The sequence below is a fragment of the Paracoccus sp. S1E-3 genome (assembly GCF_013868135.1).
GTDB lineage: Bacteria > Pseudomonadota > Alphaproteobacteria > Rhodobacterales > Rhodobacteraceae > Paracoccus.
This window is the reverse complement of record NZ_JACEMU010000004.1, coordinates 1,988,559-2,010,683: the sequence shown is the minus strand read 5'-3', so window position 1 is coordinate 2,010,683 and position 22,125 is coordinate 1,988,559. Positions and strand designations below refer to the sequence as shown.

The window sequence follows — 22,125 nt, the reverse complement described above, 5'->3', positions numbered from 1 at the left end:
AAAATCGGGGGGCGCGACGGCCGCGCCGCCCCGGACGGCCCGCACTTACTGCGCAGGCTTGGCGGTCTCGAATTCGGCAACCTTGTCCTGGAATTTCTGATACAGCGCCTCGGCGTCCTCGACCCCGTCGGCCTTCATGGTCTCCAGATATTTCCCGATCATCGGCTTCAGTGCCTCGCGCCAGCGGTCGCGTTCCTCGTCCGACAGTTCGGTGATGGTGTGACCGGCGGCGACGGCCTCCTCGCGGCCGGCGGCGTCCCATTTGTCCCACCAATCGCCGAATTTCGGCACCAGCGCGTCGCCCGAGGCCTCATCGATGCATTTGCGCACATTTTCCGGCAGGCTGTCGTATTTCTTCTGATTCATCACGAAGAAGAAGGAGACGGTATAGGCGCCCATATCCAGATGGTCGGTCAGCACCTCGTTCAAGCCGAAGCTTTTCACCGGATCCCAGGGGAAGACGGTCCCGTCGATGACCTTGCGCTGCAGGTTTTCGTAGACCTCGCCCGGCGGCAGACCTTGCGGCGTGGCGCCAAGGAAGGTCAGCATTTCCGACACTGGCGGCGAGGGCGTGCGGATGCGCAGGCCCTTCATGTCCTCCATCGTCTCGACATGCTTGCCGTTGGTGTGCAGCAGGCCGCCATTATGGGCGTGCAGCGCCAGCACCTTCAGGCCCTTGTATTCATCGCCCAGCTCGCCCTCGTTATAGAGCGACCACAGAGCATAGGTGGCCGCGCCGGCGTCGCGGGTCAGAAACGGCATCTCCACCAGCGAGGTGCGGTTGAAGCGACCGCGCGGAATGCCCGACAGGCCATGGGCGATATCCACCACCCCCGCCAGCACCTGTTCCTGCTGCTTGGCGACATTGCCCTTCTGGGTGCCACCGGGGAAGATCTCGAACGTGACCTCGCCGCCGGTGCATTCGCTGACCTGCCTGGTCCACGGCTCGATGAAATCGGTGTGGATGCCGTGAACCGCCGGCAGATAGTGGCTGAGCGTCAGCTTCGTTTCGGCCAGACCCGGCGTGGCAAGGCCAAGCGCCAGCAGGCTGGCGGTGATGGTGGTCTTCATAGGTCGTCCTCCCTGTGAACGTTCTTATATCTTCAGCACCAGCCGGGTTTTTCCGCGCGAACAGCAGCTGATGATCCGGTCCCCCCCGGTCCGCTCGGCCGCCGTCAGCACCCGGTCGCGATGGTCGATCTCGCCTTCCGCCACGGCCAGTTCGCAACTGCCGCACAATCCTTCCTCGCAATCCGAGGGCACATCCAGACCCGCCCCCCGCAGCACCTGCAACAGGCTGCGATCGGCAGGAACCTCCAGCAGCAGATCGCTGTCGGCGCAGAGCACCTGAAACGGCGCGCCTGAGGCCAGATCGGCGGCGCTTTCCTCGCTGGCGAAATGTTCGAATCGCAGGGTCACGCCGGGCCGCGCCGCGACCAGGGTGTCAAGCGCATCCAGCAGCCGCGCCGGACCGCAGGCGGCGATGAAGCTGCCGGGCGCCGCAGCCGCCACCAACGCGGCCAGATCGGCCCGGCCGCCGTCTTCGGCGATATGAAGCCGCGCGCCATGCGCCACCGCCCGGTCCAGAAGCGCCATGCTGTCGCGGCGGCGGCCCGCGTAATGCAGCGCGTAATCGCGGCCAAGCGCGCGCAGCCGGTCGGCCATGGCCAGGATCGGGGTGATGCCGATCCCGCCTGCGATCAGGATGTGATGGGGGGCGTCTTCGTCCAGCCGGAAATGGTTATGCGGGCCGCGCACCCGCAGCAGCGCGCCCGCGCGCGCATGGTCATGCATCCAGCGCGAACCGCCCCGGCCCGTCTCCTCGCGCAGCACGGCGATGCGCCAATCGCCGCTGTCGGCAGGGCCGCACAGCGAATAGTTTCGGCTGCCGCCATCCGGCAGCACGATGTCGATATGGGCACCGGGCGTCCAGGTAGGCAGCCGGGCGCCTGCGGGGTCCGCCAGCGTGATCCCCAGCACGCCCTTGGCCAGCTCCCGCGCCTCGGTCACCACCAACTGGCGCAGGATCGCCTTGCGGTCCGGTGCACCGATCGGAAACTCCCGTGCAGCCCGGCGCAGCGCCGGATCGCTGCGCTCGGGGTTCTGGGTCACATCCCAGTGGACTTTCAGCGATTCGGGGCCCCGCAGCGAGATATTCGGCAGATAGGTGAAAACCTGCGCTTCCAGTTGCATATGCGGGATGCGGCGGGTGATCTCCTCCAGAATGATCGCCATTTCCATGCGGCCGATATTCTTGCCCATGCATTGATGGGCGCCATACCCGAAGGTCAGGTGGTCGGCCGCATTGTCGCGCCAGATGTCCAGCTGGTCGGGATTTTCGAAATGGCGCGGATCATGGTTGGCCGAAGCCATGACCATCAGGATCTTGCCGCCCGTGGGGATCGTCACCCCGCCAATTTCGGCGTCCCGCGTGGCCATGCGCCGCCAGGCGACCATGGACCCCGAATGGCGCAGGCATTCCTCCACCGCCGCGGGGATGAGGCCGGGATCGTCGCAGATCGCCTGCCACTGCGCCGGATGGCTGAGCAACTGGCGCAGCGCATTGGCCGAGGCGAGCGCCGTGGTTTCATGCGCGGCGACAATGATCGCCATCATCATCGAATGCAGATAGCTGTCGGTGACGATATCCGGGTAATCGCGGTTCTGGCGGATCATGTCATACATCCAGCCGTGCACGGCTTCGCCCGCATCGACGCGCGCCGACATCCGCGCCAGCACCTCGCCCGAATAGTTCCAGAACTTTGCAACTCCTTCGGCGACGGCGACCTGCTGCTCGGGCGTGGGCTTGCCCCAGGTATTGACCGTATGTGCAACCGAGAAGCCGCGCAGCGTTACCATGTCGTCATCGGGCACGCCCAGAAACTGCAGGGCCACTGTCAGCGGCACGTCCCACAGCAGATCCTCGACCAGATCGGACTGGCCGCGGTCGATGATCGCATCCAGCTTCTCCTGCACCAGTTTGCGCACCATCGGGATATGGGCGGCCAGGGCCTCGGGGGTGAAGGCGTCCAGCAGCAGGCGGCGGCGGGCCATATGTGCGGGCTCGTCCTCATTCACCAGCGTGCGGTTCATGGCGTAGCCTTCGCGCGCCAGCACCGCCAGCGCCTCGGGCGAGGCGGGGGTGATCTTTTCCAGCGCATTGGCGGGTGAGAAGGTCAGATTGTCGCGAAAAACCGCTTTGATGTCGGCGTAGCGGCTGACCACCCAGTAACCCAGAGCTTCGCTGAAAAACACCGGCTCGCCGTCGCGCGAAAAGCGCAGCGCTTCGGCCGGGTCCGCCTGATAGGCGGGGCCGAACGGATCAAAGCTGCGCGCCCGCGCCGAGAACGGGCAGCCCCCGGCTGCGGGTTGTGCTTTCAACATGGCCTCCCGTCCAATTGTCGAATATCGCACTTTGTGTTACATATATCGTAATCCGCGATTTATGTTTCTGTCAACGAACAGGATGGGACAATGGCGACGACGACCTTGCAGACGCTGGATCGGGGCCTGGCCGCACTATCGGTGCTGGCCGAAGCCCCCGCCGGCCTGAAACCCGCCGAGTTGGCGGAGCGGCTGGGCCTGCACAAAGCCATCGCCTATCGCCTGCTCGCGACGCTGGAAGGCCACAGCCTGATTCGCCGCCTGGCCGACGGACGCGCGGTGCTGGGGACCGGGCTGATCCCGCTGGCTGCCAAGGTGGAAAAGCAGCGGCTGGCCGCGGCGGCGCCCCTGCTGGCGCAGCTGTCCGAGGTGACGCGGACGACCTCCTGTGTGGTGCTGGCTGATGGGGCGAACGCCATCGTGGCGCTGGTGCATGAAGGCGGCGACGGCTATCTGCGCGTCACCTACCGGCTGGGGGTGCGCCATCCGCTGACGCGCGGCGCGCCCGGCCTGGCGATCCTGTCGGCGCGCGCACCCATGGACGAGGAATTGCCCGGCGTGACGCTGGCCCGCCGGCAGGGCTATGCCGTGACCCGCGGCGAATTGCAGCCCGGCGCCGTCGGCATCGCCGCCCCCATTCCGACGCCCATGGTCGAGGCCGCCGTCTCGATCGTCGCCTTGCACGAATTGCCGGCGGATGCCGCCGGACAGGTCGTCGCCTGCGCGCAGGAGATCGCGGCCCTGTGGTAACCTAGGCCGGCTCGGCCATCAGCTTGCGCAGCAGGCTGTGGAAAACCCGCGTATCCTCGCCCCCCAGCCGGTCAAGGATCGCTGTCTTCTCATGCGCTTTCGCCTGGCGGACCAGATCGGCGGCCAGGACGGCGCCCTCGGGCGTCAGCGTCACCTCGACGCTGCGGCGGTTTTTGGTGCTGCGCCGACGGTCGACCAGCCCGCGCGCCTGCATCCGCCCGATCAGATGGGTCAGCCGCGACTGCTCCATCAGCGACAGCCGCGCCAGATCGGTGACACTGGCCGATCGGCGGTCGTAAAGGCAGGCCAGCACGCGCCATTCCGGCACCGACAGCCCCTGATCGGCCGCGATGCGGTGGAACCCGGCGCTGACATTCGCGCTTGCCATTGCCATCAGGAACAGCGTGTAGGAATTCAGGAACCCGCCCGGTGTGGTGTCGTCGCTCATCCCGCCTCACATCGCCCATCTTACATGGAACGCGGGATCGCCAGCGCCAGGATCGGGAACAGGATCAGCAAGACCAAGCGCACGAGATCCAGAATGACGAACGGCACCACGCCCCGGAAAATCTGCCCGATGGGCACGTCGCGCGCCACAACGCGCAGCACGAAGACATTCATCCCCATCGGCGGCGTGATGTAGCTGAGTTCGGTCGCCACGACAAGAAACACCCCGAACCAGATCGGATCGAATCCCAGCGCGGTGACGATGGGAAACAGGATCGGCGTGACCAGCATCACCATGGACAGGCTTTCCAGCAGGCTGCCCAGCACCAGAAGCATCAGCATGATCATGAAGATCACGCCCAAGGGCGGCATGTCCAGCCCCAGCACCCAGTTACGGATATCCGTCGACAGGCCCGAGAGGTTCACGTAGTTCAGGAAATACAGCGCCCCGAACAGCACGAAGAACATCACGGCGGTGGTCTTTCCAGTCTCGAACAGGGTGAACAGGGTGGCGCGCCAGGTCAGCCTGCCGCGCAGGGCGGTCAGCAGGATGGCGGCGCCGGCGCCCATGCCGGCAGCCTCGGTCGCGGTGAAGATCCCCAGGTAGATGCCGCCCAGAACAAAGGCGAACAGCGCCAGCGCCGGTACCACACCTCGGGTCGCCGCCAGCCGCTCGGCCAGCGACAGGCGCGGCAGATCGGCGATCCTTTCGGGCCGGAGGAACAGCGACAGCCGCACCGCCAGCATATAGCCGATGATGCCCAGCAGCCCCGGCACGATGCCGGCCAGAAACAGCTTGCCGATGTCCTGTTGCGTCAGGATCCCGTAGATCACCAGAATGACCGAGGGCGGGATGATGATTCCCAGCGTCCCGCCGGCGGCAATCGACCCCGTCGCCAGCGCGTCCGAATAGCCATGCCGCCGCATCGCCGGCAGCGCGATCCGCCCCATCGTGGCCGCCGTCGCCAGCGAGGAGCCGCAGACCGATCCGAAGCCGCCGCAGGCCACGATGGTCGCCATGGCGAGGCCGCCCTTGCGGTGGCGCAGCCAGGCATTCGCGGCGTCATAGATCTCATCTGCGATGCCGGATTGCACGATCATGTTGCCCATCAGCAGGAACAACGGCACCACCGACAGGGTATAGCTGCGCCCGGCATCCGAATAGACCTGCCCGATCATCGCCAGCGCCGGGTCGATGCCGATGATGCTGGCCACGCCCGCGAACCCCACGAGGGTCAGACAATATCCGATGGGAATGCCGGAAAACAGCAACGCAAACAGGATCGCGGTTCCGATGGGCCAATCCATGCGCGCGCCCTAACTGCCCTGTGGCGCGCGGGCGATCGCCAGCGCCGCCACGATCACCGCCGAGGCCGCGCAGATCACCGCCGCGGACTGAATCACCGGACCGATCGGAATATGCAGGTAAACCGTGGTCTCGCCATATCCCGCAAGCCGCGCGCCCTGCACCCACATCTGCCGCGCGATCAGCACCAGCGCCACCACCGCGCAGGCCCGTGCCGCGAACAGCTGCAGTGCCCGGCCGCGCGGGCCAAGCTGCTGCGACAGCAGATCGGCTGTGACGTGACCATCGTCCAGACTGATTGCGGGCAGGCCGGTGAAGATGACCGCCATGACCAGCAACTCGGTCAGCTCCGCCCCGCCGGGCAAAGGTGCGTTCAGCAGATAGCGCCCGGTCACATCCAGCACGGTGATGCAGGTCAGCGCCAGCAGCATCACGCCGAGGATCACCGCCGTGACCGTGCCGACCCGCCGTCGCAGATCGGCGATGCTCACGGCTGGACCTTGGCGAGTTCGTCCTTGAACAGCGCCAGCGCCGCGTCGAAATCGACGCCCTTGGCGGCATAGTTCTGGCGCACCCGCTCATAGATCGCATCGGCATCGGCCTTGATGGTGGCGAGTTCGGCCTCGGTCGCGTCGTGGAAGGCGACCTTGCCTTCCAGCGCGGCCAGCCCCGCCGCATCCGCCGCGTCCCAGGCCTTGCCCGCCAGACGCGCCAGTGCCTCGCCCGAGACCTTGTCGATCGCCGCCCGGTCCGCCTCGCTCAGGCTGTCGAAGCGCGCCTGATTCATCACGAAGAAAAACGAGACGTTATACATCCCGCCCGGCACCCGCAGCCCGTTCTTGACCAGCCCGTCCAGCTTGAAGAAGGGCACCGATTCATACGGAAAGACGATCCCGTCGGCGACGCCATTCGACAGCAGTTCATAGCTTTCCGAGGACGGCGCCTGCACGGATACCATGTCCAGCCCGCGCACCAGCTGATCGGTCACCGCACCCGCAACGCGGATCTTGGCGCCTTTCAACTGATCCAGCGGCGAGACGGCGCGTCCGGTCGTGAACAGATGCCCCGGCCCATGTCCGAACAGGCCAAGCACCTTGACGCCCGCGTGCTCGCCCTTGTCGGCCAGCATCTGCGACCAGACCTTCCACAGCGCGACCGAGTTCGCCTCCGCACTGGGCGTCAGGAATGGCAGTTCGGCGATTTCGGTCAGGGCGAAACGGCCGGGCGTATAGCTGTGCGCCGAAAAGCCCAGATCGGCGGCCCCGCTCGCGACCAGATCGAAATGCGCGGGCGGCGGCCCCAGCGGCGCGTCGAGGATCTGCACCGCGACGCGGCCGTCGGTCGCTTCCTGCACCTGCTCGGCCCAGGGGACCAGGATGTCCTTGACCACCGGATGTGAGGGCGGTAGCCAGTTCGACAGCCGCAAAGTGACCTCTTGCGCATTGGCCCCGGCCGCGAAGGCCAGTGCCAGCAGGGCCGGCAGAACGAATTTCCCCGTCAGTCGCATGTCATTCCTCCCATAGCGCATTTGCTGCGATTCTTGGGTGAAGCGTGCCACCGGGTCATATTTCAGGCAAGAAAAATATGAATATTCACTATTTCATGTTTGAAGCAGATCGGTCACGGATGCAGGAGATAGTCGGGGACGGCGCCTTCGCGGACGACCAGCCGGCCGTTGGGCAGGTCGTTTTCATCCAGCTTGAAGGCGATTTCTGCCTCGGTCAGGCCATAGCCGAGCCAGCGCCGGGTCAGGCGGCGGCGCAACTCGTCCTCGGGGACTTCGATGCGCACGGTCAGGTCGAATTGCGGGCGCAGGCTGGGCCAGGGCGCGGCGTTCAGCAGCAGATAATTGCCCTCGACCAGCAGCAGGCGCGCTTCGGGCGGGATGATGCGGGCGCTGCCGCGCGAGATTTCCAGATCGCGGTCAAAGACGGGCACCGCCACCGCCCCCTCGGCGGGATCGCGCAGCCGCGCCAGCGTGCTGCGCAAGCCGCCCACATCGAAGGTGTCCGGCGCGCCTTTCCACGGCCTGCGACCCAACTGGTGCAGCACCGCGTCATCATAATGAAAGCCGTCCATCGGCAGGATCGCCGAGTCGGGCAGCATCTCGGCCAGCCGCTCGACCAGCGTCGACTTGCCTGCCCCCGGCGCGCCGACGATCGCGATCACCTGCCGCCCCGGCCGCGTCAGCAGACCCCGCGCCAGCGCCACAAGCCCCTCAAGTTCAATATCTTTCGACATTCATGCCCCCCTTCTGTTTGTGGCGAGACTAGGCCAGTTCGCGACCACCGCCAAACCGAAACGGCTGCGGTCTAACACATGAATTTTCACTATTTCGAACTTAAAGCTTGACGGAACGCCGACCTCTCCCGGATAATTTTTCCATCACCCACGCCCAGCAGGGATGAAGGCATTGACCGATTTGACGCTGATCGTCCGGCGCAGCACCGAGGTCGGAGAGCTGATCCGGGAAATCGAACTGACCCGCATCGACAACGCCCCGCTGCCCGCATTCGAAGCCGGCGCGCATATCCTGCTGACCCTGCCGAACGGCGCCGAGAACGCCTATTCCCTGATCGACCTGACCGGCGATCCGGCCGCACCCGGCAGCTATGTCCTGGGCGTGCGCCGCGATGACGGCGGCGCAGGCGGGTCGCGCTTCATGCATGATCTGAAGCCGGGCGATCAGGTCACGGCAAGCCTGCCGAAGAACCATTTCCCGCTGGTCGACGACGGCCCGGTGCTGCTGCTGGCGGGCGGGATCGGGGTGACGCCGCTGATCTCGATGGCTGCGGCGCTGGCGCGGCAGGGGCGCGTCTACCGCATGGTCTATGCCAGCCGATCTGCCGCCGCGGCCGCCTTCGCCGACCGGCTGGCCTGCCATGGCGACCGGCTGCGCCTGCATCACGATGACCGCGACGGGGGGCCGCTGGATGTGGCGGCGCTGATCGCCGGCACCGATCCCGATGTTCATGTCTATGTCTGCGGCCCCAAGCCGATGATCGACGCCACCCGCGCCGCGATGGAGTCCGCCGGCCGCGCAGATCAGTTCCATGCCGAGCTGTTTGAAAACGCCTCGCATAAGTCAGGCGACACGGCCTTCGAGGTCGAGATCGCCTCGACCGGCCAGATCTTCACCATCCCCCCCGACAAGACCATCATCGAGGTACTGGAGGCAGGCGGTATCGATCTGGTTTTCGACTGCCAGCGCGGCGATTGCGGGATCTGCCAGACCGAAGTGCTGGAAGGCATCCCCGACCACCGCGACGTGGTCCTGTCCAAGGCCGAACGCGACAGCGGCAAGGTCATGCAGATCTGCGTCAGCCGCGCGCTTTCCGCCCGTCTCAAGCTGGATCTTTGAAGGATAAAGCCATGACCGACGCCCTCGACGACCGCATCGACGCGCTGATCCGCCCCCAGCAGGTCCACCGCGATGTCTATACCAGCCCCGAGGTTTACCGGCTGGAGATGAAGCACCTGTTTCCCAATGTCTGGGTCTATGTCGGCCATGACAGCCAGACGCCGAACAAGGGCGATTACATCACCGCCCAGATCGGGGACCAGCCGCTGCTGATGGTGCGCCACAGCGATGACCAGATCCACGTCCTCTATAACCGCTGCCCGCACAAGGGCACCAAGATCGTCATCGACCGGGCGGGCAATACCGGCAAGTTCTTCCGCTGCCCCTATCACGCCTGGTCCTTCAAGACCGATGGCTGCCTGTTGGCGATCCCGCTGAAGAAGGGATACGAGGGCACCGGGCTGGAAGATACCGAAGCCGCGAAGGGCATGGCCGCCGTCGGCGCGATGCACAACTATCGCGGCTTCGTCTTCGCCCGCCTCGCCCCCGAAGGCATCGGCTTCGAGGAGTTCTTCGGCGAGGCGCTGTCCTCGCTGGATAATATGGTCGACCGGTCGCCGCAGGGACGGCTCAGCGTGGTGGGCACGCCCTTGCGCTATCTGCACAAGTGCAACTGGAAGATGCTGGTCGAGAACCAGACCGACACCTGCCACCCGATGGTCGCCCACGAATCCAGCGCCGGCACCGCCGTGAGGATCTGGGAGGAGATGGACAAACCTGAAGGCACGCCCAAACCCCCCGCGATGGAAATCATCGCCCCCTTCATGTCGCCCTATGAATTCTTCGAGAATATGGGCATCCGCACCTGGCCCAACGGGCACGGGCACACCGGCGTCCACCACTCGATCCATTCCGATTATTCGGCTATCCCCGGCTATTTCGAGGCGATGGTGGAAACCTACGGCGAGGATCGCGCCCGCGAAATTCTGGGCGAGAACCGGCACAACACCGTCTATTTCCCGAACATCATGATCAAGGGGCCGATCCAGCAGCTGCGGAATTTCATTCCGCTGGCAGCCGACAGGACGCTGGTGGAAAGCTGGATCTTCCGGCTGGAAGGCGCGCCGGACGAACTGACCGCGCGCACGGCGATGTATAACCGGATGATCAATGCGCCCACCTCGATGGTCGGCCATGACGATCTGGAGATGTATGAGCGCGCGCAGGAAGGGCTGATGGCCGACGGGCTGGAATGGGTGAACATCCAGCGCCTTTACGAAGACGGCGAGGATTTCGGCGAAGAAGCCGTGCTGAACGGCACCACCGAACGCCAGATGCGCAACCAGTTCGACGCCTGGAAACGCTTCATGCTGGGGGGTGCGGCATGAACCACGAGGAAGTTGTCGATTTCATCCATGACGAGGCCTGGATGCTGGACGAGGGCCAGTATCACGAATGGCTCGACCTCTGGCTGCCCGATGCCGTCTATTGGATGCCGCTGAACTGGAACCAGCAGGACCCGGTCAATGAAACCTCGCTGATGCATGAGGATAATTTCATGCTGCGCCTGCGGATCGAACGCCTGCACGGCGCGCGCACCTTCAGCCAGAAGCCGAAAAGCCGCTGCCATCACGTGCTGAACCGGCCTCGGGTGCTGGAACTGACTGAGGACAGCGCAAAGGTGGTGACGAAAATGCACTATGTCGAAACGCGGCTGGACGACCAGTTCCTGCTGGCGCTGACCGTGACCCACGACCTGAAGGCCACGCCGGAAGGCATCCGCATCGCCGGGAAACGCGTCGACATCCTGAATTGCGACGCCGCCTTCGGCAATATCCAGCTGCTGCCATGACCGGCTATACCGCAGTCATCACCGGCGGCAACAAGGGCATCGGCGCCGATCTGGCGGCCGCGATGGTCGCGAAGGGCTGGCGGGTGGTGTCGCTGGCGCGACACGCCGGCGATGCGCCGGATGTGGAGCATGTCATCTGCGATCTGTCCGACCCGCAGGCCGTGGCCGAAGCCGCGGGCGGCATTGCCGCGCGCCATCAGGTCAGCCATTTCGTCCAGAACGCCGGTATCATCCTGCCCAACCTGATCGAGGATGCGCAGCCGGCCGAGATGCTGGCGCTGACCCAGCTGCATCTGGCCTCGGCGCTGACGCTCGCGCAGGCGTTTCTGCCGGCGATGAAGGCGCGCGGCTTCGGGCGCATCCTGTTCAACGCCTCGCGCGCGGCGCTCGGGGCGAAAACGCGCACCGCCTATTCGGCATCAAAGGCCGGGATGATCGGCATGGCCCGGACCTGGGCGCTGGAACTGGCCGAACATGGCATCACCGTCAATGTCGTCGCGCCCGGCCCGATCCTGACCGACAATTTCTGGGGCATCGTGCCCAAGGGCAGCGCGCAGGAAGACGACCTCGCCCGCCGCATTCCGGTCGGAAGGCTGGGCACGGTGGGCGACGTGACCCGCGCCTTCATGTTCCTGGCCGACCCCGATGCGGGCTTCATCACCGGCCAGACGCTGTTCGTCTGCGGGGGCGCCAGCATCGGTGCGGTGCCGATCTGACGCAGGCGCCAACTTATTAAAAATTTTGCTCTTAAAATATTTACGGCTGGTGCATTATTACGCGACGTGAGCACGACGCAAAAAAGAGTAAAGATTTGAGCACCGATCTGCATTCCCAAGCCCCTCTCGACAGCGACGCGCTGGCCACGCGCCGGTTGAAGCTGTGGATTCGTATGCTGGGCGTGACCCGGCAGATGGAAAATCAGTTGCGCGAATTTCTGCGTGTGGATCACGACACCACCCTGCCCCGCTTCGACGTGATGGCGGCGCTGCATCGCTGGCGCGACGGGCTGACGATGACGGAACTGTCGCGCACGCTGCTGATTTCCAACGGCAACGCGACCACCGTGGTCAACCGGCTGGTCAAGGATGGTCTGGTCAGGCGAATCCATTCGGATGCCGACCGCCGCCGCATCACCGTCAAGCTGACCCCCAAAGGCCTGAGCACGTTCGAAGCCGTGGCCGCCGAACACCGCCAGATGGTCGACGGCCTGTTCGGCGATCTGGATCAGGCGGATCTGGACGCCATGCGCGGGGTGCTGCGCCGCTTGCGCGACAGCCTGTCATCCCAGCCGGCACCGCCGCCTAGCGACGAAGCGTAACGCCCGCCGCCTCGCGGTCCCAGGTCGCGCCGGTCACGCCGCGCGCACGCAGCTGGAATTTCTGCACCTTGCCATTGGCGGTCTTGGGCAGATCGGCGACGAATTCGACGTAACGCGGAACCGCGAAATAGGACATCTTGCCCTCGCAATGGCGGATGATGGCCTCGGGCGTGGCGCGGGCGCCGTCATGCAGGATGATTGCCGCCATCACCTCGTCCTCGGCAAGATCGGAAGCGACGGGAAAGACCGCCACCTCGGCCACGTCCGGGTGCGCGGCCAGCACCTGCTCGACCTCGTAGGAGGAGATATTCTCGCCCCGCCGACGGATCGAATCCTTCATCCGGTCGAGAAACCGGAAATAGCCATCCGGCGCGCGCAGCATTCGGTCGCCGGTATGCAGCCACAGGTTCTGCCAGGCCTCGGCGGTCTTTTCGGGCATCCCGAAATAACCCAACGACATGGCGAAGGGCTCATCTGCGCGGATCACCAGCTCTCCGGCCTCGCCATCGGGGACGGGATTGTCGGAATCGTCCACGATGCGGGCGTCGAAGCCGGGCAGCAGCAGGCCTGTCCAGCCGGGTTTCAGCGTCGCTTCGGTGGTACCGATCACCACATTGCTTTCGGTGGCCCCGTAAGCGTCCAGCAGCACCACGCCGGTGCGGCGGGTCAATTCCGCAGCAGCGGGCGCGGGGACGCCGGGCGCCAGCGCCACCCGGACCTGATGTGCCTTTTCCTCGGGCGCCTCGGGGCGCGACAGCAGCATCGGCACCATCGCCCCCAGCACATAGGTCACCGTCGCCCCCGATGCCCCCATCGCCTCCCAGAAGCCCGAGACCGAGAATTTCGGCTCCACCACCTGCTGGCAGCCGTGCAGCAGCGCCTGAAAGAAGCAGTTCAGCGCGTTGGTGTGAAACAGCGGCAGCGGCGTGTGCAGCACGTCCCCCTGCCGCAGGCCCAGCATGTCGCCCGTATAAACGCCCCACCAGAAGAACTGCGCATGCGGGCAGACCACGCCCTTCGACAGGCCGGTCGTCCCCGAGGTATAGAGGATCGTCAGCGGATCGCCCGGCGCGATATCGGCGGGGAGCGCCTCGGTTTCGGTCTGCGGCAGGACTTCGACGGTCAGGCCGGGCAGATCGGGCAGCGCGCCGTCGCCGATGACCCAGATGCGCTGAACCTCCAGCGCGGACAGATCGAGGCCGTCCAGCACCTCCAGCAAGCTGTCTTCGATCACCAGCAGCTTCGCACCCGAGTTCGACAGGATATGCTGCAGCTGAAACCCGCGCGAAGCGGTATTGATGGGGACCGAGACCGCCCCCATCCAGCCGCAGCCCAGAAAGACCGGCATGAACTCGGCCCGGTTGCCGCAGATGATCGCCACCCGGTCCCCCTGCGCGATGCCCGCGGCCAGCAACGCCTGCGCGGCCCGCGCCGCACCCGCCCGCGTCTGGTCATAGCCGAGCCGCGTCGCCCCGCAGGCGAACAGCGGCGCGTCGCCATATTGTGCCGCCCGCCTCGCCAGCAGATGCGGCAGGACGCGGGCAACCGGGGGAAATTCGGCCTTGAAATCGGCAATGGCGGTCATGGGATATCCCTCTCGGTCTGATGGTGCGCCAGAAGGCCGCGAAAATCGGCGATGGCCTGCGCCCCGGCGCGGGCGCAGAAGGGGCCGCGACTGGCCTGCAGGCCGTTCAGCTGGTGCAGTCGCACCATCATTTCCGCCTGCAACAGACCGGCGGCCACGCAATTCACGATGGGCGCGTGACCGGCGCACAAGTCCCGTTCCTCGCCGATCAGCAGTCCCGGCAGCACGCCGGCGGGCACAATCACGTCGCAACCGGCGGCGACCATCGGGGCGGCCAGCTCGCGCAGGCGGGCGATCATGCGGTCGCGGGCTGCGCCGTCACCGCGGAAGGCATCGGCAAAATGACCCGGCGCCACATCCAGTCCGGCGACATGGGTGACCCGCGCGCCCAACCCATAGCGGTCGGCCTGTTCGTGATGCAGATGCCGAAAGGTCTGGTCCAGCGTGATCAGCCCGATCTGACGCCCCAGTTGAGCGGCCAGATGCAGGCTGGCCTCGCCAACCCCGACGACGGGGATGTGCAGGGCCGATTTCATCTCCATCAGGCCGGGGTCCTGAAAATGGCCCAGCACCACGGCGTCAAAGCCATCGGCCTCGGCATCCAATGCAAGATCGATGGCCTGAATGGCGCAGCGGAATTCCGACAAGCGGCTGAAATCGCGATCGGGCGGCGAGATGCCGCGCAAGCTGACCTGAGTCCCCGGCGCGGCGATCCGGTTCAGATAAGCCGACAGCAAGGCCATGTAGTCGGAGTTCGATTCAGCGTCGATGAAGCTTTGCCAATAGATCCGCATGGGCCGCCCCTCCTGTCAGGCCAGCGTCAGGGTCACGTCGATATTGCCGCGCGTGGCATTGGAATAGGGGCAGGTCTGATGGGCCTTTTCCACCAGCGCCTGGGCGACCCCGCGGTCCAGCCCCGGCAGATGCACCACCAGTTCCACCGCAAGCCCGTAGCCGGTGTCGATCTTGCCAAGACTGACCTTGGCGGCCACCTGCACTTCATCCGGCACCGCCACCTTTTCATGCCGCCCGGCCACCTTCAGCGCGCCGATGAAACAGGCGGAATAGCCGGCGGCGAACAGTTCTTCCGGGTTGGTGCCTTCGCCGCCCGGCCCGCCAAGCGCGGCGGGCACGGTCAGTTTCAACGGAAAGCTGCCATCGGGCCGGTCAGCGGTGCCGTCGCGCCCGCCGGTCGAGATCATTTCGGCGGTATAGAGCGCTTTTTCAAAGGGCATGGCTCGGTTCCTTTTTGCTGGGGAAAATCGCCTCGGTCAGCATGGTGAAATGGGACACGCCGCCCTGATAAGGCGGATAGGCATCGACATCGGCGCGCATCTGCGCCCGAACGGGCGAGGCAAGCGCAGCCGCCAGATCCGCCGGGCTGTCAAAGCCCACGCGGTTGCGCTGCATGTGGGTGTCGCGCGGAAAGGGCAGTGCCGAAAGATAGTCAATTCGGGTCAGCATCTCGACCGCGCGCACGCCCGGCAGGCGCATCATCAGCGGGATATGGTGGGTGGCGTAATGGCTGAGCCAGGCATTCAGGTCCTGCGCCGGGCCGGGATAATGGACCAGATAGGAACAGGCCGCATCCCCGCCGGTATAACGCCGCAGCAGAAAGGCCTGCTGGCGCGGGGCGCCGGGCAAGTCCTGCAACGGGCTGTCCGCGGCACAGGCCGCCTCCAGCGCCGCGATGTCATCAAATTCCAGCTGCAGGACGCGTGCGGGGGCGGCGGCCTCGGCTCCCTCGGGCCGATGGATCAGGGCACGCTCAAGGCCCGGCAGCCCGGCCAGACAGGGCGGCGCGGCCCCTTCATCCGTCGCCCAGACCAGCATCAGCACGCAGGTCATGGCGTCAGATCAGGCTTGGCAGCAGCAAGGCCAGCTGCGGGAAGATCACCACAAGCACGATCAGCACCAGCGTCAGCGCGACATAGGGCGCAGCGGCAAGGGCCACCGTTTTCAGGCTCATCTCGCCCTGCGCCGACCCCATCACCACATATAGAAGCAGCCCGAAGGGGGGCGTGGACAGCCCGACCTCGAAGGCCAGCAGCAGGATCAGCCCCAGCCAGACGGTATCGAACCCGTATTGCGCCGCGAAGGGCATGAACAGCGGCAGGGTGATCAGCATCATCGAGACCTGATCCATGAACATCCCCAGCACGAGGATGATCAGCACCATCATCAGGATGATGCTGTAATAGCCCAGCTCCATCCCGGTCACGGTGCTGATGAAGCCGCTGGAGGCGCCCGAAAAGGCGAATATCTGCGAAAACGTCATCGAGGCCGAGATGATCAGGAAGGTCATCCCCGTCACCTTCATCGCATCGTCCAGCGACTGCCAGACCACCGCCCAGCTGAATTTGCGATAGACGACCAGCAGCAGCGCCACCCCCGCGCAGCCCAGTCCCGCCGATTCCGTGGGTGTCGCGATCCCAAGGATAATGGTGCCCACGACGGTGAAGACCAGAAATGACATCGGCAGGATATTGACGAGGATGCCGCGCCATTTTTCGCGGCCCGAGACCGGCGGGACGGGATATTGGGGCGCGGCCTCGGGGTCGATATGGGTCTGAAACCAGATCAGTCCGCAGAACATCGCCGTCAGCAGCAGCCCCGGCAGGATGCCCGCGATCAGCAGCGCGCCGACATCAATCTGCGCCAGCGAACCCAGCAGCACCGCCAGCGTCGAGGGCGGGATGATCACCGCGAGATTGCCCGCGCCCAGCACCGGCCCGTAGGCCATATGCGGCTTGTAATCGCGCTTCAGCATCTCGGGCGCCATCAACGAGGACATCATCCCGGCATTGGCAAGGCTGGACCCGGACAGCGCCGCAAAGATCGCGCCCGCCATCAGCACCACATAGGACAGCCGCCCGCGCAGATTGCCGACGGCGATATCCAGCGCGTGAATGACCCGCTCACCCAGGCCAGAGCGGAAATACAGGCTGCCCATGACCAGAAACATCGGCAAGGGCGCCAGCGCATAGGTGCCCACTGCCTCCGAGAAATTGGACACCATCTGGGTGATCCCGCGCTGACCGCCGAAGAACAGCACCAGCCCGAGAATATTGGTGGCGAAGAAGGCGAAGGCGACCGGCAGGCCCAGGCCCATCAGCGTGATGATGGTGCCGATCAGGATGGCGAACGGGTAAAGCCAATCCATGTCAGACCCCCTCGGCGTCCAGCGGGTTCGCGTCATAGATCGAGGCGGGGGTCATGAGGAACCGCAGCCATTCCAGCGCCGCCAGCCCGAAGCCCAGGCAGATCGGCAGGAAGATCGCCCACTTCGGCATGTCGAAGGTGCGGCTTTCAAAGCTGCCCTTCTGCCATGCGCCCAGCATCGAGGACCATGCCACCCAGCCCAGATACAGGCACAGGGCGAGGCAGGTCAGATAGACCAGTTTCTCCAGCAGCCGCTGGATCGCAGGCGGAAACAGCGCGCGCAGGAAGACCACGAAGACATGCCCCTTGATGCGCACCAGCCAGGGCATGGCCAGAAAGGTGATGTATAAAAGGCTGTATTCCGATGCCGAGATCGCCCAGGTCATCGCCTTCAGGCCCAGATTGCGCGCGACCACATCAGCCACCACCAGCAGAATGAGTGCACCGATCAGCAACTTGGCCAGCGACGCGCACAGCCAGGACAAGGTGCCGACGACATCAAAGAACCGGTCCATGGAGAGCCTTTTGTCACGAGAGGAAGGGGAGGGCCCCGGCCTGTGAAGCCGCCCGGCCGCGTGGATCGGCCGGGCGACAGGTCAGTTGAACAGCGCGCGCAGTTCCTCGACATGGGTGGGATCGCGATCGGTCATGCGATCCCAACTCGATTTGGCGGCCGCCGCCAGAAATGCTTCGCGACCTTCGCCGGTCATCTCGACCACCTTCATGCCTTCGGATTCCATCAGCGCGCGTGTGTCGGCGTCTTCCTTGCGCATCGCCTCAGAGCTTTCACGCTCGAACTCTTTCGCGACCTCCTCCAGAACGGCCTTGGATTCGTCGGACAGGCCGTTCCAGGCGTCGAGATTCATCGAAATCAGCACATCCATGCCGAAGAAGCCGGGATCGACGCGGTAGCGGGTGAACTTGTCCCAGCCGAAAGCCTTGTAGCCGATGGACGGATAGGCCAGCCCGTTGATCATCCCGCGTTCCAGCGCCGTATAGGTATCGCCCATCGGCATCACCACCGCCTGCGCGCCGATGCTGTCGAAGAATTGCTTGTAAAGGGGCGAGGCCCGCAGGACGAGGCCGTTGAAGTCCAGCATGCCGTTTTCCTGCAGCTTGGGCTCCTTTACGGTCCAGATGTGAAAGCCCACGCCGGTGTCGACCCAGGCAATCAGCTTGGCGTTGCCCTTGTCCTGATAGATCTTGTCGATGGCCTCCCAGGCACCATTCTCGCGCGCCTCCCAGGGGGTGATGCTGGCGGCGGAAAAGGCGTCGCCCTCGGGAACGATTTCCAGATAGAGACCGGCCGGATTGTTGATAATATCGATCAGCCCGGATTGCTGGGCCGCGCCCAGCTGGGTGTTCGGAATCACCTCGGGACCGCCGCGCACGTCGATGCGGACGACGCCCTTGCCACGTTCATTCACCTTCTCGACGAAGCGCAGGAAGCTTTGCGCGAAGCCCACCTGGGTCGGGGTGAAATGCACCGCATTGATGACATCTTCGGCCCGTGCCGGCAGCGCAAGCGCCGTGGCGATGATCGCGGCAAGACCGGCATTCTTCCAAATCTTCATCTGGCTTCCCCTGTCAGGTTGGAATCGGTTCTTTTCCCTCAGGCTACATATGAGTTTTCATCAAATCAACTTTAACCTCAAAATATTCGTGCTTGCACGGGATTCTGGCGTAACTTCTGCAAAGCTCCGGGGGCGCGCCACGCAAAATAAGACGGCTTGCCCGAATTTCAGGCAGGCCGCGCGAGTCGTCATGTCTGGCGGTCAGCCTTCGATCAGCGCCATCACCCGCAGGGGACTGCCGGTTCCGCCCTTGATCTTCAGCGGCGCCGCCAGCAGCACCGCGCCGGTGGGCGGCAGCTGGTCCAGATTGCGCAGGCATTGCAGCCCGTATTTGCCCGCCCCGTGCAGGGTGAAATGCGCCGGATAGGGTGGCGTGTAATGGCCGCCCTGCCCGGCATCGGTGCCGATGGTTTCGGTGCCGAAGCCGCGGATGCCCCGGTCTTCGACCAGCAGGCGGATCGCTTCCGGCGTCGGGCCGGGGGAATGGGGGCCATCGTCGCGCAGGTTCAGATAGGCCGCCCCGCTGCGCTTGGACCAATCCGAGCGCAGCAGCACCCATGCGTCTGCGGGGATGCGGCCATGCTCGGCCTCCCATGCGGCGATCACGTCGGGCGTCAGTTCGTAATCGTCGTTCTGCGCCGCACCTTCGGAACAGTCGATCACCACCACCGGCCCGACGAAAACCGAAGGGTCGATTTCATCGACCGCGCCATTGGGCAGGTCGCGCCCGGAAATCCAGTGCTTCGGCGCGTCGAAATGGGTGCCGGTATGTTCACCCATGCTGAAATTGTTCCACTTCCACGCCGGACCGCGATGGTCATAGGCGCTGATCTCCTCCATGCGGAAGGGGGCGCATTGGCCGAATTCCGGCGGCAGCACGATGACAGGGAAATCGGGATCCAGCGTGTGGGTCAGATCGACCACCCGCACCGCACCCGATGCGAGGGCCTGTGACAGTTCGGCAAGCGCGCTCATGATCTTCCTCCCATGGTCATTTCGCGTTCCAGCACTTTGGGGCCGGCGCGAAAGCGCTCGGCCAGTTCCTTCGCCACGTCGCCGGAATGCACATCCTCCAGCCCTGCCTGCAACCCGCGCAGCAGGTCGGCGGCCAATGCGGCGGGCGCGACCTTGGGCGGTGGCAGCGGCTGGTGCCAGTCATCCTCGGTCGGGCCGACAAAGACATGCATGACGCGCAGGCCGCTGGCGCGGAACTCGCCCCGCAGCGACTGCCCGAGCGACAGCGCCGCCGCCTGCGAGGCCGCGAAGCTGCCAAATTCCGGCGCGTTCACCAGCGCATAGGCCGACAGGATATTCACCCAGGCAACGGCCGAATTCACCCCATCCGCCGTGCGGGCGCACATGGCCGGACCGAAGGCCTGCGCCAGCCGCATCAGGCCCAGCACATTCACGTCGAATTCCTGCTGGGCGAAGGCGGTATCGCCGCGCTGCAGCACGCCGCCGGGGCGCATGAAGCGGGCATTGTTGATGAGGATATCGACCTTTCCGCCGATCTCGCCCGCCAGTTCGCGCACGCTGCCGGCGTCGGTCACATCCAGCGGCAGCAGCTGCACGCCCAAGGCCAGCAAGGCGGCGCGCTGGGGATTGGGGCGCCAGCTTTGGGCCTCGCCCGCGAAGATCGTCGCGGCCCCGGCCTGCAGCAGCGCGGCGGCGATGGCGGGGGCATTTTCGCTGCGCGCGTCCACGATCAGCACGCGGCGCAGCTTCGGGTCCGAGGTCATGGCGCGCAATTGTGGATCATCCTCCATATGGGGGGTGGGGGCTTCGGGCATGGCCAGCAGCACGCCCTGCCCGGCCCGGTCGAGGCGGTTGCTCAGCACGACACGCGCGCGGGGGCCGACATCGCCGTGGACATGGCAGATCACCACCGGCCCCGCGTCCATCCTGACGGTGCCGGTCCGCCACGGCGCGCGCTCGCGGAAATACAGGTTGGTCGAGGTACGCACCGTGGTTTCGGCCAGCAACTCGCCCCGCGGGTCGATATCCTGCCAGCGCAGATCGACCGACAGGCAACGATTGCACGCGTCCCGCGCGGGATAGAGCGTCGCGCCGCATTCGCCACAGACCTGCAGGGCGAACCGCCCTTCGGCGGCGGCGGCGGTCAGGCCCATGGCGGCGCGGCTGCGGGCCTCGGGCGGCAGCGTTGGCGACAGGGTCCGCTTTTCCGGGTTCTTCTTCGGCGGTGGCGTCAACGGCTGGGTCATGGGCCGTTTCCTTTCAGGATCGCCGCGCCCGAGCACAGCCCCCGATCATAATTGATCATCCCGAAGCCCGAGACCATGGCCCGCCGGGCGCCGGGCACCTGCGTGGGGCCGGCGGTGCCGGTGACCTGCCGGATCGCCTCGACCAGGCCCAGAAAGCCGCCCGCCGCGCCCGCCTGCCCCGCAGACAGCTGACCGCCCGAGGTATTATGCGGGAAATCCCCGGCGATGGTCAGGTCATGGTCGCGGACGAATTGCGGCGCCTCGCCCTTGGCGCAGAAGCCCAGATCCTCGATCTGCATCATCGAGATCACCGGATAGTCGTCATAGGTCTGTAGCAGGTCGATATCCGGCGGGCCGCAATCGGCCATCTGGTATAGCTGGTCGGCATCCATCGTCCAGCCGCCGCGCAGCTGGATCGGGTCGTCGGGATGGGCGTTGTGACGTTCGATCGCGGCCGCCAGCGTGGCATAGGGTAGGCCGCGGCGCTCGGCCTCGTCCACCGTCATCACCAGAAAGGCCTCGGCCCCGGCACAGGGCATCACGCAGTCGAACAGCGCGATGGGATCGGCGATCGGGCGGGCATCCAGATACTGCTGCAAGCTCAGCTGTTTTTTCATCAAAGCATGGGGGTTCTTCAGCGCGTTGTCCCGCTGCGCCACGCAGAGGCGACCGAAATCGGCGCGGGTGGCACCGTATTCCTGCATATAGCGGTCAGTCAGCAGAGCGAAATTGGCGTTCGGGCCGCCATAGCCGTAAGGATAGGCGGCATCGGTCTGAAAGCGGGAAAAACTGGACAGAAGCTGGCGGAAACTGTCGATATGGTTGGTGTCGCCCGCCACGCAGGCGACAATATCGGCATCGCCCGCCTGCACCGCCCGCGCCGCGCGCCGCAGCGCCACAATGCCCGCTGCTCCGCCCATCGGGATGTGATCGAGCCAGCGCGGGCTGAGGCCCAGATGCTGCGTCAGCCCCACCGCGGTGTCGGGAAACAGGGTGAAACTCGCCATGGACAGGCCGTCCAGATCGCCCGGCCGCAGCCCCGCCGCATCCAGCGCCATGCGCAGCGCACGGGCGATCCACCAATGCGCGGTCTGGATCGAATAGCGCTGATAAGGAACGGTGGCCGGGGCCACCAACGCCACGCCGGCATAGGATTGCCGGGGCCGGGTCACGGCGCGGACCTGTCCGTCGGGCGTGCGGATATGCTCACGAAATTCCCCCATC

23 protein-coding genes are annotated in these 22,125 nt (G+C 65.4%); 6 read left to right on the top strand and 17 right to left on the bottom strand.

What is annotated here, in order from left to right:
- Positions 1-45: 45 nt before the first annotated feature.
- Positions 46-1,071: a TRAP transporter substrate-binding protein gene (locus tag H1S04_RS09955; protein ID WP_181745323.1), complete on the bottom strand. Its 1,026-nt coding sequence runs from the start codon at positions 1,069-1,071 to the stop codon at positions 46-48.
- 24 nt (positions 1,072-1,095) lie between these two features.
- Positions 1,096-3,384, bottom strand: a complete 2,289-nt coding sequence (locus H1S04_RS09950; RefSeq protein ID WP_181745322.1) for a cytochrome P450/oxidoreductase — start codon at positions 3,382-3,384, stop codon at positions 1,096-1,098.
- A gap of 90 nt (positions 3,385-3,474) precedes the next feature.
- Between H1S04_RS09950 and H1S04_RS09945 the strand changes: the two genes are divergently transcribed.
- Positions 3,475-4,134 carry an IclR family transcriptional regulator gene (locus H1S04_RS09945; RefSeq protein WP_181745321.1) on the top strand — a complete coding sequence of 220 codons (660 nt, stop codon included), beginning with the start codon at positions 3,475-3,477 and terminating at the stop codon, positions 4,132-4,134.
- Position 4,135: 1 nt separating this feature from the next.
- Here the strand turns inward: H1S04_RS09945 and H1S04_RS09940 are convergent, their stop codons facing one another.
- From H1S04_RS09940 to H1S04_RS09920, 5 genes are all read right to left on the bottom strand, one after another.
- On the bottom strand, positions 4,136-4,582 hold the full coding sequence (locus H1S04_RS09940) for a MarR family winged helix-turn-helix transcriptional regulator (RefSeq protein WP_181745320.1): 447 nt from the start codon (positions 4,580-4,582) through the stop codon (positions 4,136-4,138).
- A gap of 20 nt (positions 4,583-4,602) precedes the next feature.
- Complete coding sequence (locus tag H1S04_RS09935) at positions 4,603-5,889, bottom strand: TRAP transporter large permease (RefSeq protein ID WP_181745319.1); 1,287 nt, start codon at positions 5,887-5,889, stop codon at positions 4,603-4,605.
- Between the two features lie 9 nt (positions 5,890-5,898).
- Positions 5,899-6,378 carry a TRAP transporter small permease gene (locus H1S04_RS09930; protein ID WP_220185119.1) on the bottom strand — a complete coding sequence of 160 codons (480 nt, stop codon included), beginning with the start codon at positions 6,376-6,378 and terminating at the stop codon, positions 5,899-5,901.
- Complete coding sequence (locus H1S04_RS09925; protein WP_181745318.1) at positions 6,375-7,394, bottom strand: TRAP transporter substrate-binding protein; 1,020 nt, start codon at positions 7,392-7,394, stop codon at positions 6,375-6,377. The genes H1S04_RS09930 and H1S04_RS09925 overlap by 4 nt, the downstream gene beginning before the upstream one ends.
- 113 nt (positions 7,395-7,507) lie before the next feature.
- Complete coding sequence (locus tag H1S04_RS09920) at positions 7,508-8,128, bottom strand: nucleoside/nucleotide kinase family protein (RefSeq protein ID WP_181745317.1); 621 nt, start codon at positions 8,126-8,128, stop codon at positions 7,508-7,510.
- A 172-nt stretch (positions 8,129-8,300) separates the two neighbouring features.
- On the opposite strand from H1S04_RS09920, the gene H1S04_RS09915 reads away from it, so the two are divergent.
- From H1S04_RS09915 to H1S04_RS09895, 5 genes are all read left to right on the top strand, one after another.
- On the top strand, positions 8,301-9,248 hold the full coding sequence (locus H1S04_RS09915) for a PDR/VanB family oxidoreductase (protein ID WP_255435499.1): 948 nt from the start codon (positions 8,301-8,303) through the stop codon (positions 9,246-9,248).
- An 11-nt stretch (positions 9,249-9,259) separates the two neighbouring features.
- The gene (locus H1S04_RS09910) at positions 9,260-10,576 is read left to right on the top strand and encodes an aromatic ring-hydroxylating dioxygenase subunit alpha (protein WP_181745315.1); all 1,317 of its coding nucleotides are present in this window, start codon (positions 9,260-9,262) and stop codon (positions 10,574-10,576) included.
- A complete protein-coding gene (locus tag H1S04_RS09905) occupies positions 10,573-11,040 on the top strand; it encodes an aromatic-ring-hydroxylating dioxygenase subunit beta (protein ID WP_181745314.1) in 468 nt (155 codons plus the stop codon). Before H1S04_RS09910 ends, H1S04_RS09905 begins: the two co-directional genes overlap by 4 nt.
- On the top strand, positions 11,037-11,756 hold the full coding sequence (locus H1S04_RS09900) for an SDR family oxidoreductase (RefSeq protein WP_181745313.1): 720 nt from the start codon (positions 11,037-11,039) through the stop codon (positions 11,754-11,756). Before H1S04_RS09905 ends, H1S04_RS09900 begins: the two co-directional genes overlap by 4 nt.
- A gap of 95 nt (positions 11,757-11,851) precedes the next feature.
- Positions 11,852-12,358 carry a MarR family winged helix-turn-helix transcriptional regulator gene (locus H1S04_RS09895; RefSeq protein WP_255435498.1) on the top strand — a complete coding sequence of 169 codons (507 nt, stop codon included), beginning with the start codon at positions 11,852-11,854 and terminating at the stop codon, positions 12,356-12,358.
- Here H1S04_RS09895 and H1S04_RS09890 read toward each other — a convergent pair.
- The 10 genes from H1S04_RS09890 to H1S04_RS09845 form a co-directional block, all read right to left on the bottom strand.
- Positions 12,342-13,943 (bottom strand): ATP-dependent acyl-CoA ligase, encoded by a 1,602-nt coding sequence (locus tag H1S04_RS09890; protein WP_181745312.1) that lies wholly within the window; start codon positions 13,941-13,943, stop codon positions 12,342-12,344. The two genes, H1S04_RS09895 and H1S04_RS09890, sit on opposite strands and share 17 nt — an antisense overlap.
- On the bottom strand, positions 13,940-14,737 hold the full coding sequence (locus H1S04_RS09885) for an aspartate/glutamate racemase family protein (RefSeq protein WP_181745311.1): 798 nt from the start codon (positions 14,735-14,737) through the stop codon (positions 13,940-13,942). The genes H1S04_RS09890 and H1S04_RS09885 overlap by 4 nt, the downstream gene beginning before the upstream one ends.
- Before the next feature lie 15 nt (positions 14,738-14,752).
- Entirely contained in the window at positions 14,753-15,178 is a 426-nt protein-coding gene (locus H1S04_RS09880) for an organic hydroperoxide resistance protein (protein WP_181745310.1), read from the bottom strand.
- Positions 15,168-15,791: an EthD family reductase gene (locus H1S04_RS09875; RefSeq protein WP_181745309.1), complete on the bottom strand. Its 624-nt coding sequence runs from the start codon at positions 15,789-15,791 to the stop codon at positions 15,168-15,170. The genes H1S04_RS09880 and H1S04_RS09875 overlap by 11 nt, the downstream gene beginning before the upstream one ends.
- Positions 15,792-15,795: 4 nt before the next feature.
- Entirely contained in the window at positions 15,796-17,106 is a 1,311-nt protein-coding gene (locus tag H1S04_RS09870; protein WP_181745308.1) for a TRAP transporter large permease subunit, read from the bottom strand.
- A 1-nt stretch (position 17,107) separates the two neighbouring features.
- Positions 17,108-17,620 carry a TRAP transporter small permease gene (locus H1S04_RS09865; protein ID WP_181745307.1) on the bottom strand — a complete coding sequence of 171 codons (513 nt, stop codon included), beginning with the start codon at positions 17,618-17,620 and terminating at the stop codon, positions 17,108-17,110.
- 81 nt (positions 17,621-17,701) lie between these two features.
- Positions 17,702-18,679, bottom strand: coding sequence for a TRAP transporter substrate-binding protein DctP (gene dctP, locus H1S04_RS09860; protein WP_181745306.1), 978 nt, complete (start codon positions 18,677-18,679; stop codon positions 17,702-17,704).
- Between the two features lie 201 nt (positions 18,680-18,880).
- Positions 18,881-19,654, bottom strand: a complete 774-nt coding sequence (locus H1S04_RS09855; protein ID WP_181745305.1) for a cyclase family protein — start codon at positions 19,652-19,654, stop codon at positions 18,881-18,883.
- On the bottom strand, positions 19,651-20,901 hold the full coding sequence (locus H1S04_RS09850) for an SDR family NAD(P)-dependent oxidoreductase (RefSeq protein ID WP_181745304.1): 1,251 nt from the start codon (positions 20,899-20,901) through the stop codon (positions 19,651-19,653). Before H1S04_RS09850 ends, H1S04_RS09855 begins: the two co-directional genes overlap by 4 nt.
- The gene (locus H1S04_RS09845; RefSeq protein ID WP_220185118.1) at positions 20,898-22,124 is read right to left on the bottom strand and encodes a thiolase family protein; all 1,227 of its coding nucleotides are present in this window, start codon (positions 22,122-22,124) and stop codon (positions 20,898-20,900) included. Before H1S04_RS09845 ends, H1S04_RS09850 begins: the two co-directional genes overlap by 4 nt.
- Between the last annotated feature and the right edge of the window lies 1 nt (position 22,125).

What these genes read in the sequence shown, in the direction of transcription:
- H1S04_RS09900 (WP_181745313.1), top strand. Translation starts at nt 11,037, where the DNA reads ATGACCGGCTATACCGCAGTCATCACCGGCGGCAACAAGGGCATCGGC.
- dctP (WP_181745306.1), bottom strand. Translation starts at nt 18,679, where the DNA reads ATGAAGATTTGGAAGAATGCCGGTCTTGCCGCGATCATCGCCACGGCG.
- H1S04_RS09855 (WP_181745305.1), bottom strand. Translation starts at nt 19,654, where the DNA reads ATGAGCGCGCTTGCCGAACTGTCACAGGCCCTCGCATCGGGTGCGGTG.
- H1S04_RS09950 (WP_181745322.1), bottom strand. Translation starts at nt 3,384, where the DNA reads ATGTTGAAAGCACAACCCGCAGCCGGGGGCTGCCCGTTCTCGGCGCGG.
- H1S04_RS09865 (WP_181745307.1), bottom strand. Translation starts at nt 17,620, where the DNA reads ATGGACCGGTTCTTTGATGTCGTCGGCACCTTGTCCTGGCTGTGCGCG.
- H1S04_RS09885 (WP_181745311.1), bottom strand. Translation starts at nt 14,737, where the DNA reads ATGCGGATCTATTGGCAAAGCTTCATCGACGCTGAATCGAACTCCGAC.
- H1S04_RS09925 (WP_181745318.1), bottom strand. Translation starts at nt 7,394, where the DNA reads ATGCGACTGACGGGGAAATTCGTTCTGCCGGCCCTGCTGGCACTGGCC.
- H1S04_RS09875 (WP_181745309.1), bottom strand. Translation starts at nt 15,791, where the DNA reads ATGACCTGCGTGCTGATGCTGGTCTGGGCGACGGATGAAGGGGCCGCG.
- H1S04_RS09880 (WP_181745310.1), bottom strand. Translation starts at nt 15,178, where the DNA reads ATGCCCTTTGAAAAAGCGCTCTATACCGCCGAAATGATCTCGACCGGC.
- H1S04_RS09850 (WP_181745304.1), bottom strand. Translation starts at nt 20,901, where the DNA reads ATGACCCAGCCGTTGACGCCACCGCCGAAGAAGAACCCGGAAAAGCGG.
- H1S04_RS09945 (WP_181745321.1), top strand. Translation starts at nt 3,475, where the DNA reads ATGGCGACGACGACCTTGCAGACGCTGGATCGGGGCCTGGCCGCACTA.
- H1S04_RS09870 (WP_181745308.1), bottom strand. Translation starts at nt 17,106, where the DNA reads ATGGATTGGCTTTACCCGTTCGCCATCCTGATCGGCACCATCATCACG.
- H1S04_RS09940 (WP_181745320.1), bottom strand. Translation starts at nt 4,582, where the DNA reads ATGAGCGACGACACCACACCGGGCGGGTTCCTGAATTCCTACACGCTG.
- H1S04_RS09910 (WP_181745315.1), top strand. Translation starts at nt 9,260, where the DNA reads ATGACCGACGCCCTCGACGACCGCATCGACGCGCTGATCCGCCCCCAG.
- H1S04_RS09920 (WP_181745317.1), bottom strand. Translation starts at nt 8,128, where the DNA reads ATGTCGAAAGATATTGAACTTGAGGGGCTTGTGGCGCTGGCGCGGGGT.
- H1S04_RS09955 (WP_181745323.1), bottom strand. Translation starts at nt 1,071, where the DNA reads ATGAAGACCACCATCACCGCCAGCCTGCTGGCGCTTGGCCTTGCCACG.
- H1S04_RS09905 (WP_181745314.1), top strand. Translation starts at nt 10,573, where the DNA reads ATGAACCACGAGGAAGTTGTCGATTTCATCCATGACGAGGCCTGGATG.
- H1S04_RS09890 (WP_181745312.1), bottom strand. Translation starts at nt 13,943, where the DNA reads ATGACCGCCATTGCCGATTTCAAGGCCGAATTTCCCCCGGTTGCCCGC.
- H1S04_RS09845 (WP_220185118.1), bottom strand. Translation starts at nt 22,124, where the DNA reads ATGGGGGAATTTCGTGAGCATATCCGCACGCCCGACGGACAGGTCCGC.
- H1S04_RS09935 (WP_181745319.1), bottom strand. Translation starts at nt 5,889, where the DNA reads ATGGATTGGCCCATCGGAACCGCGATCCTGTTTGCGTTGCTGTTTTCC.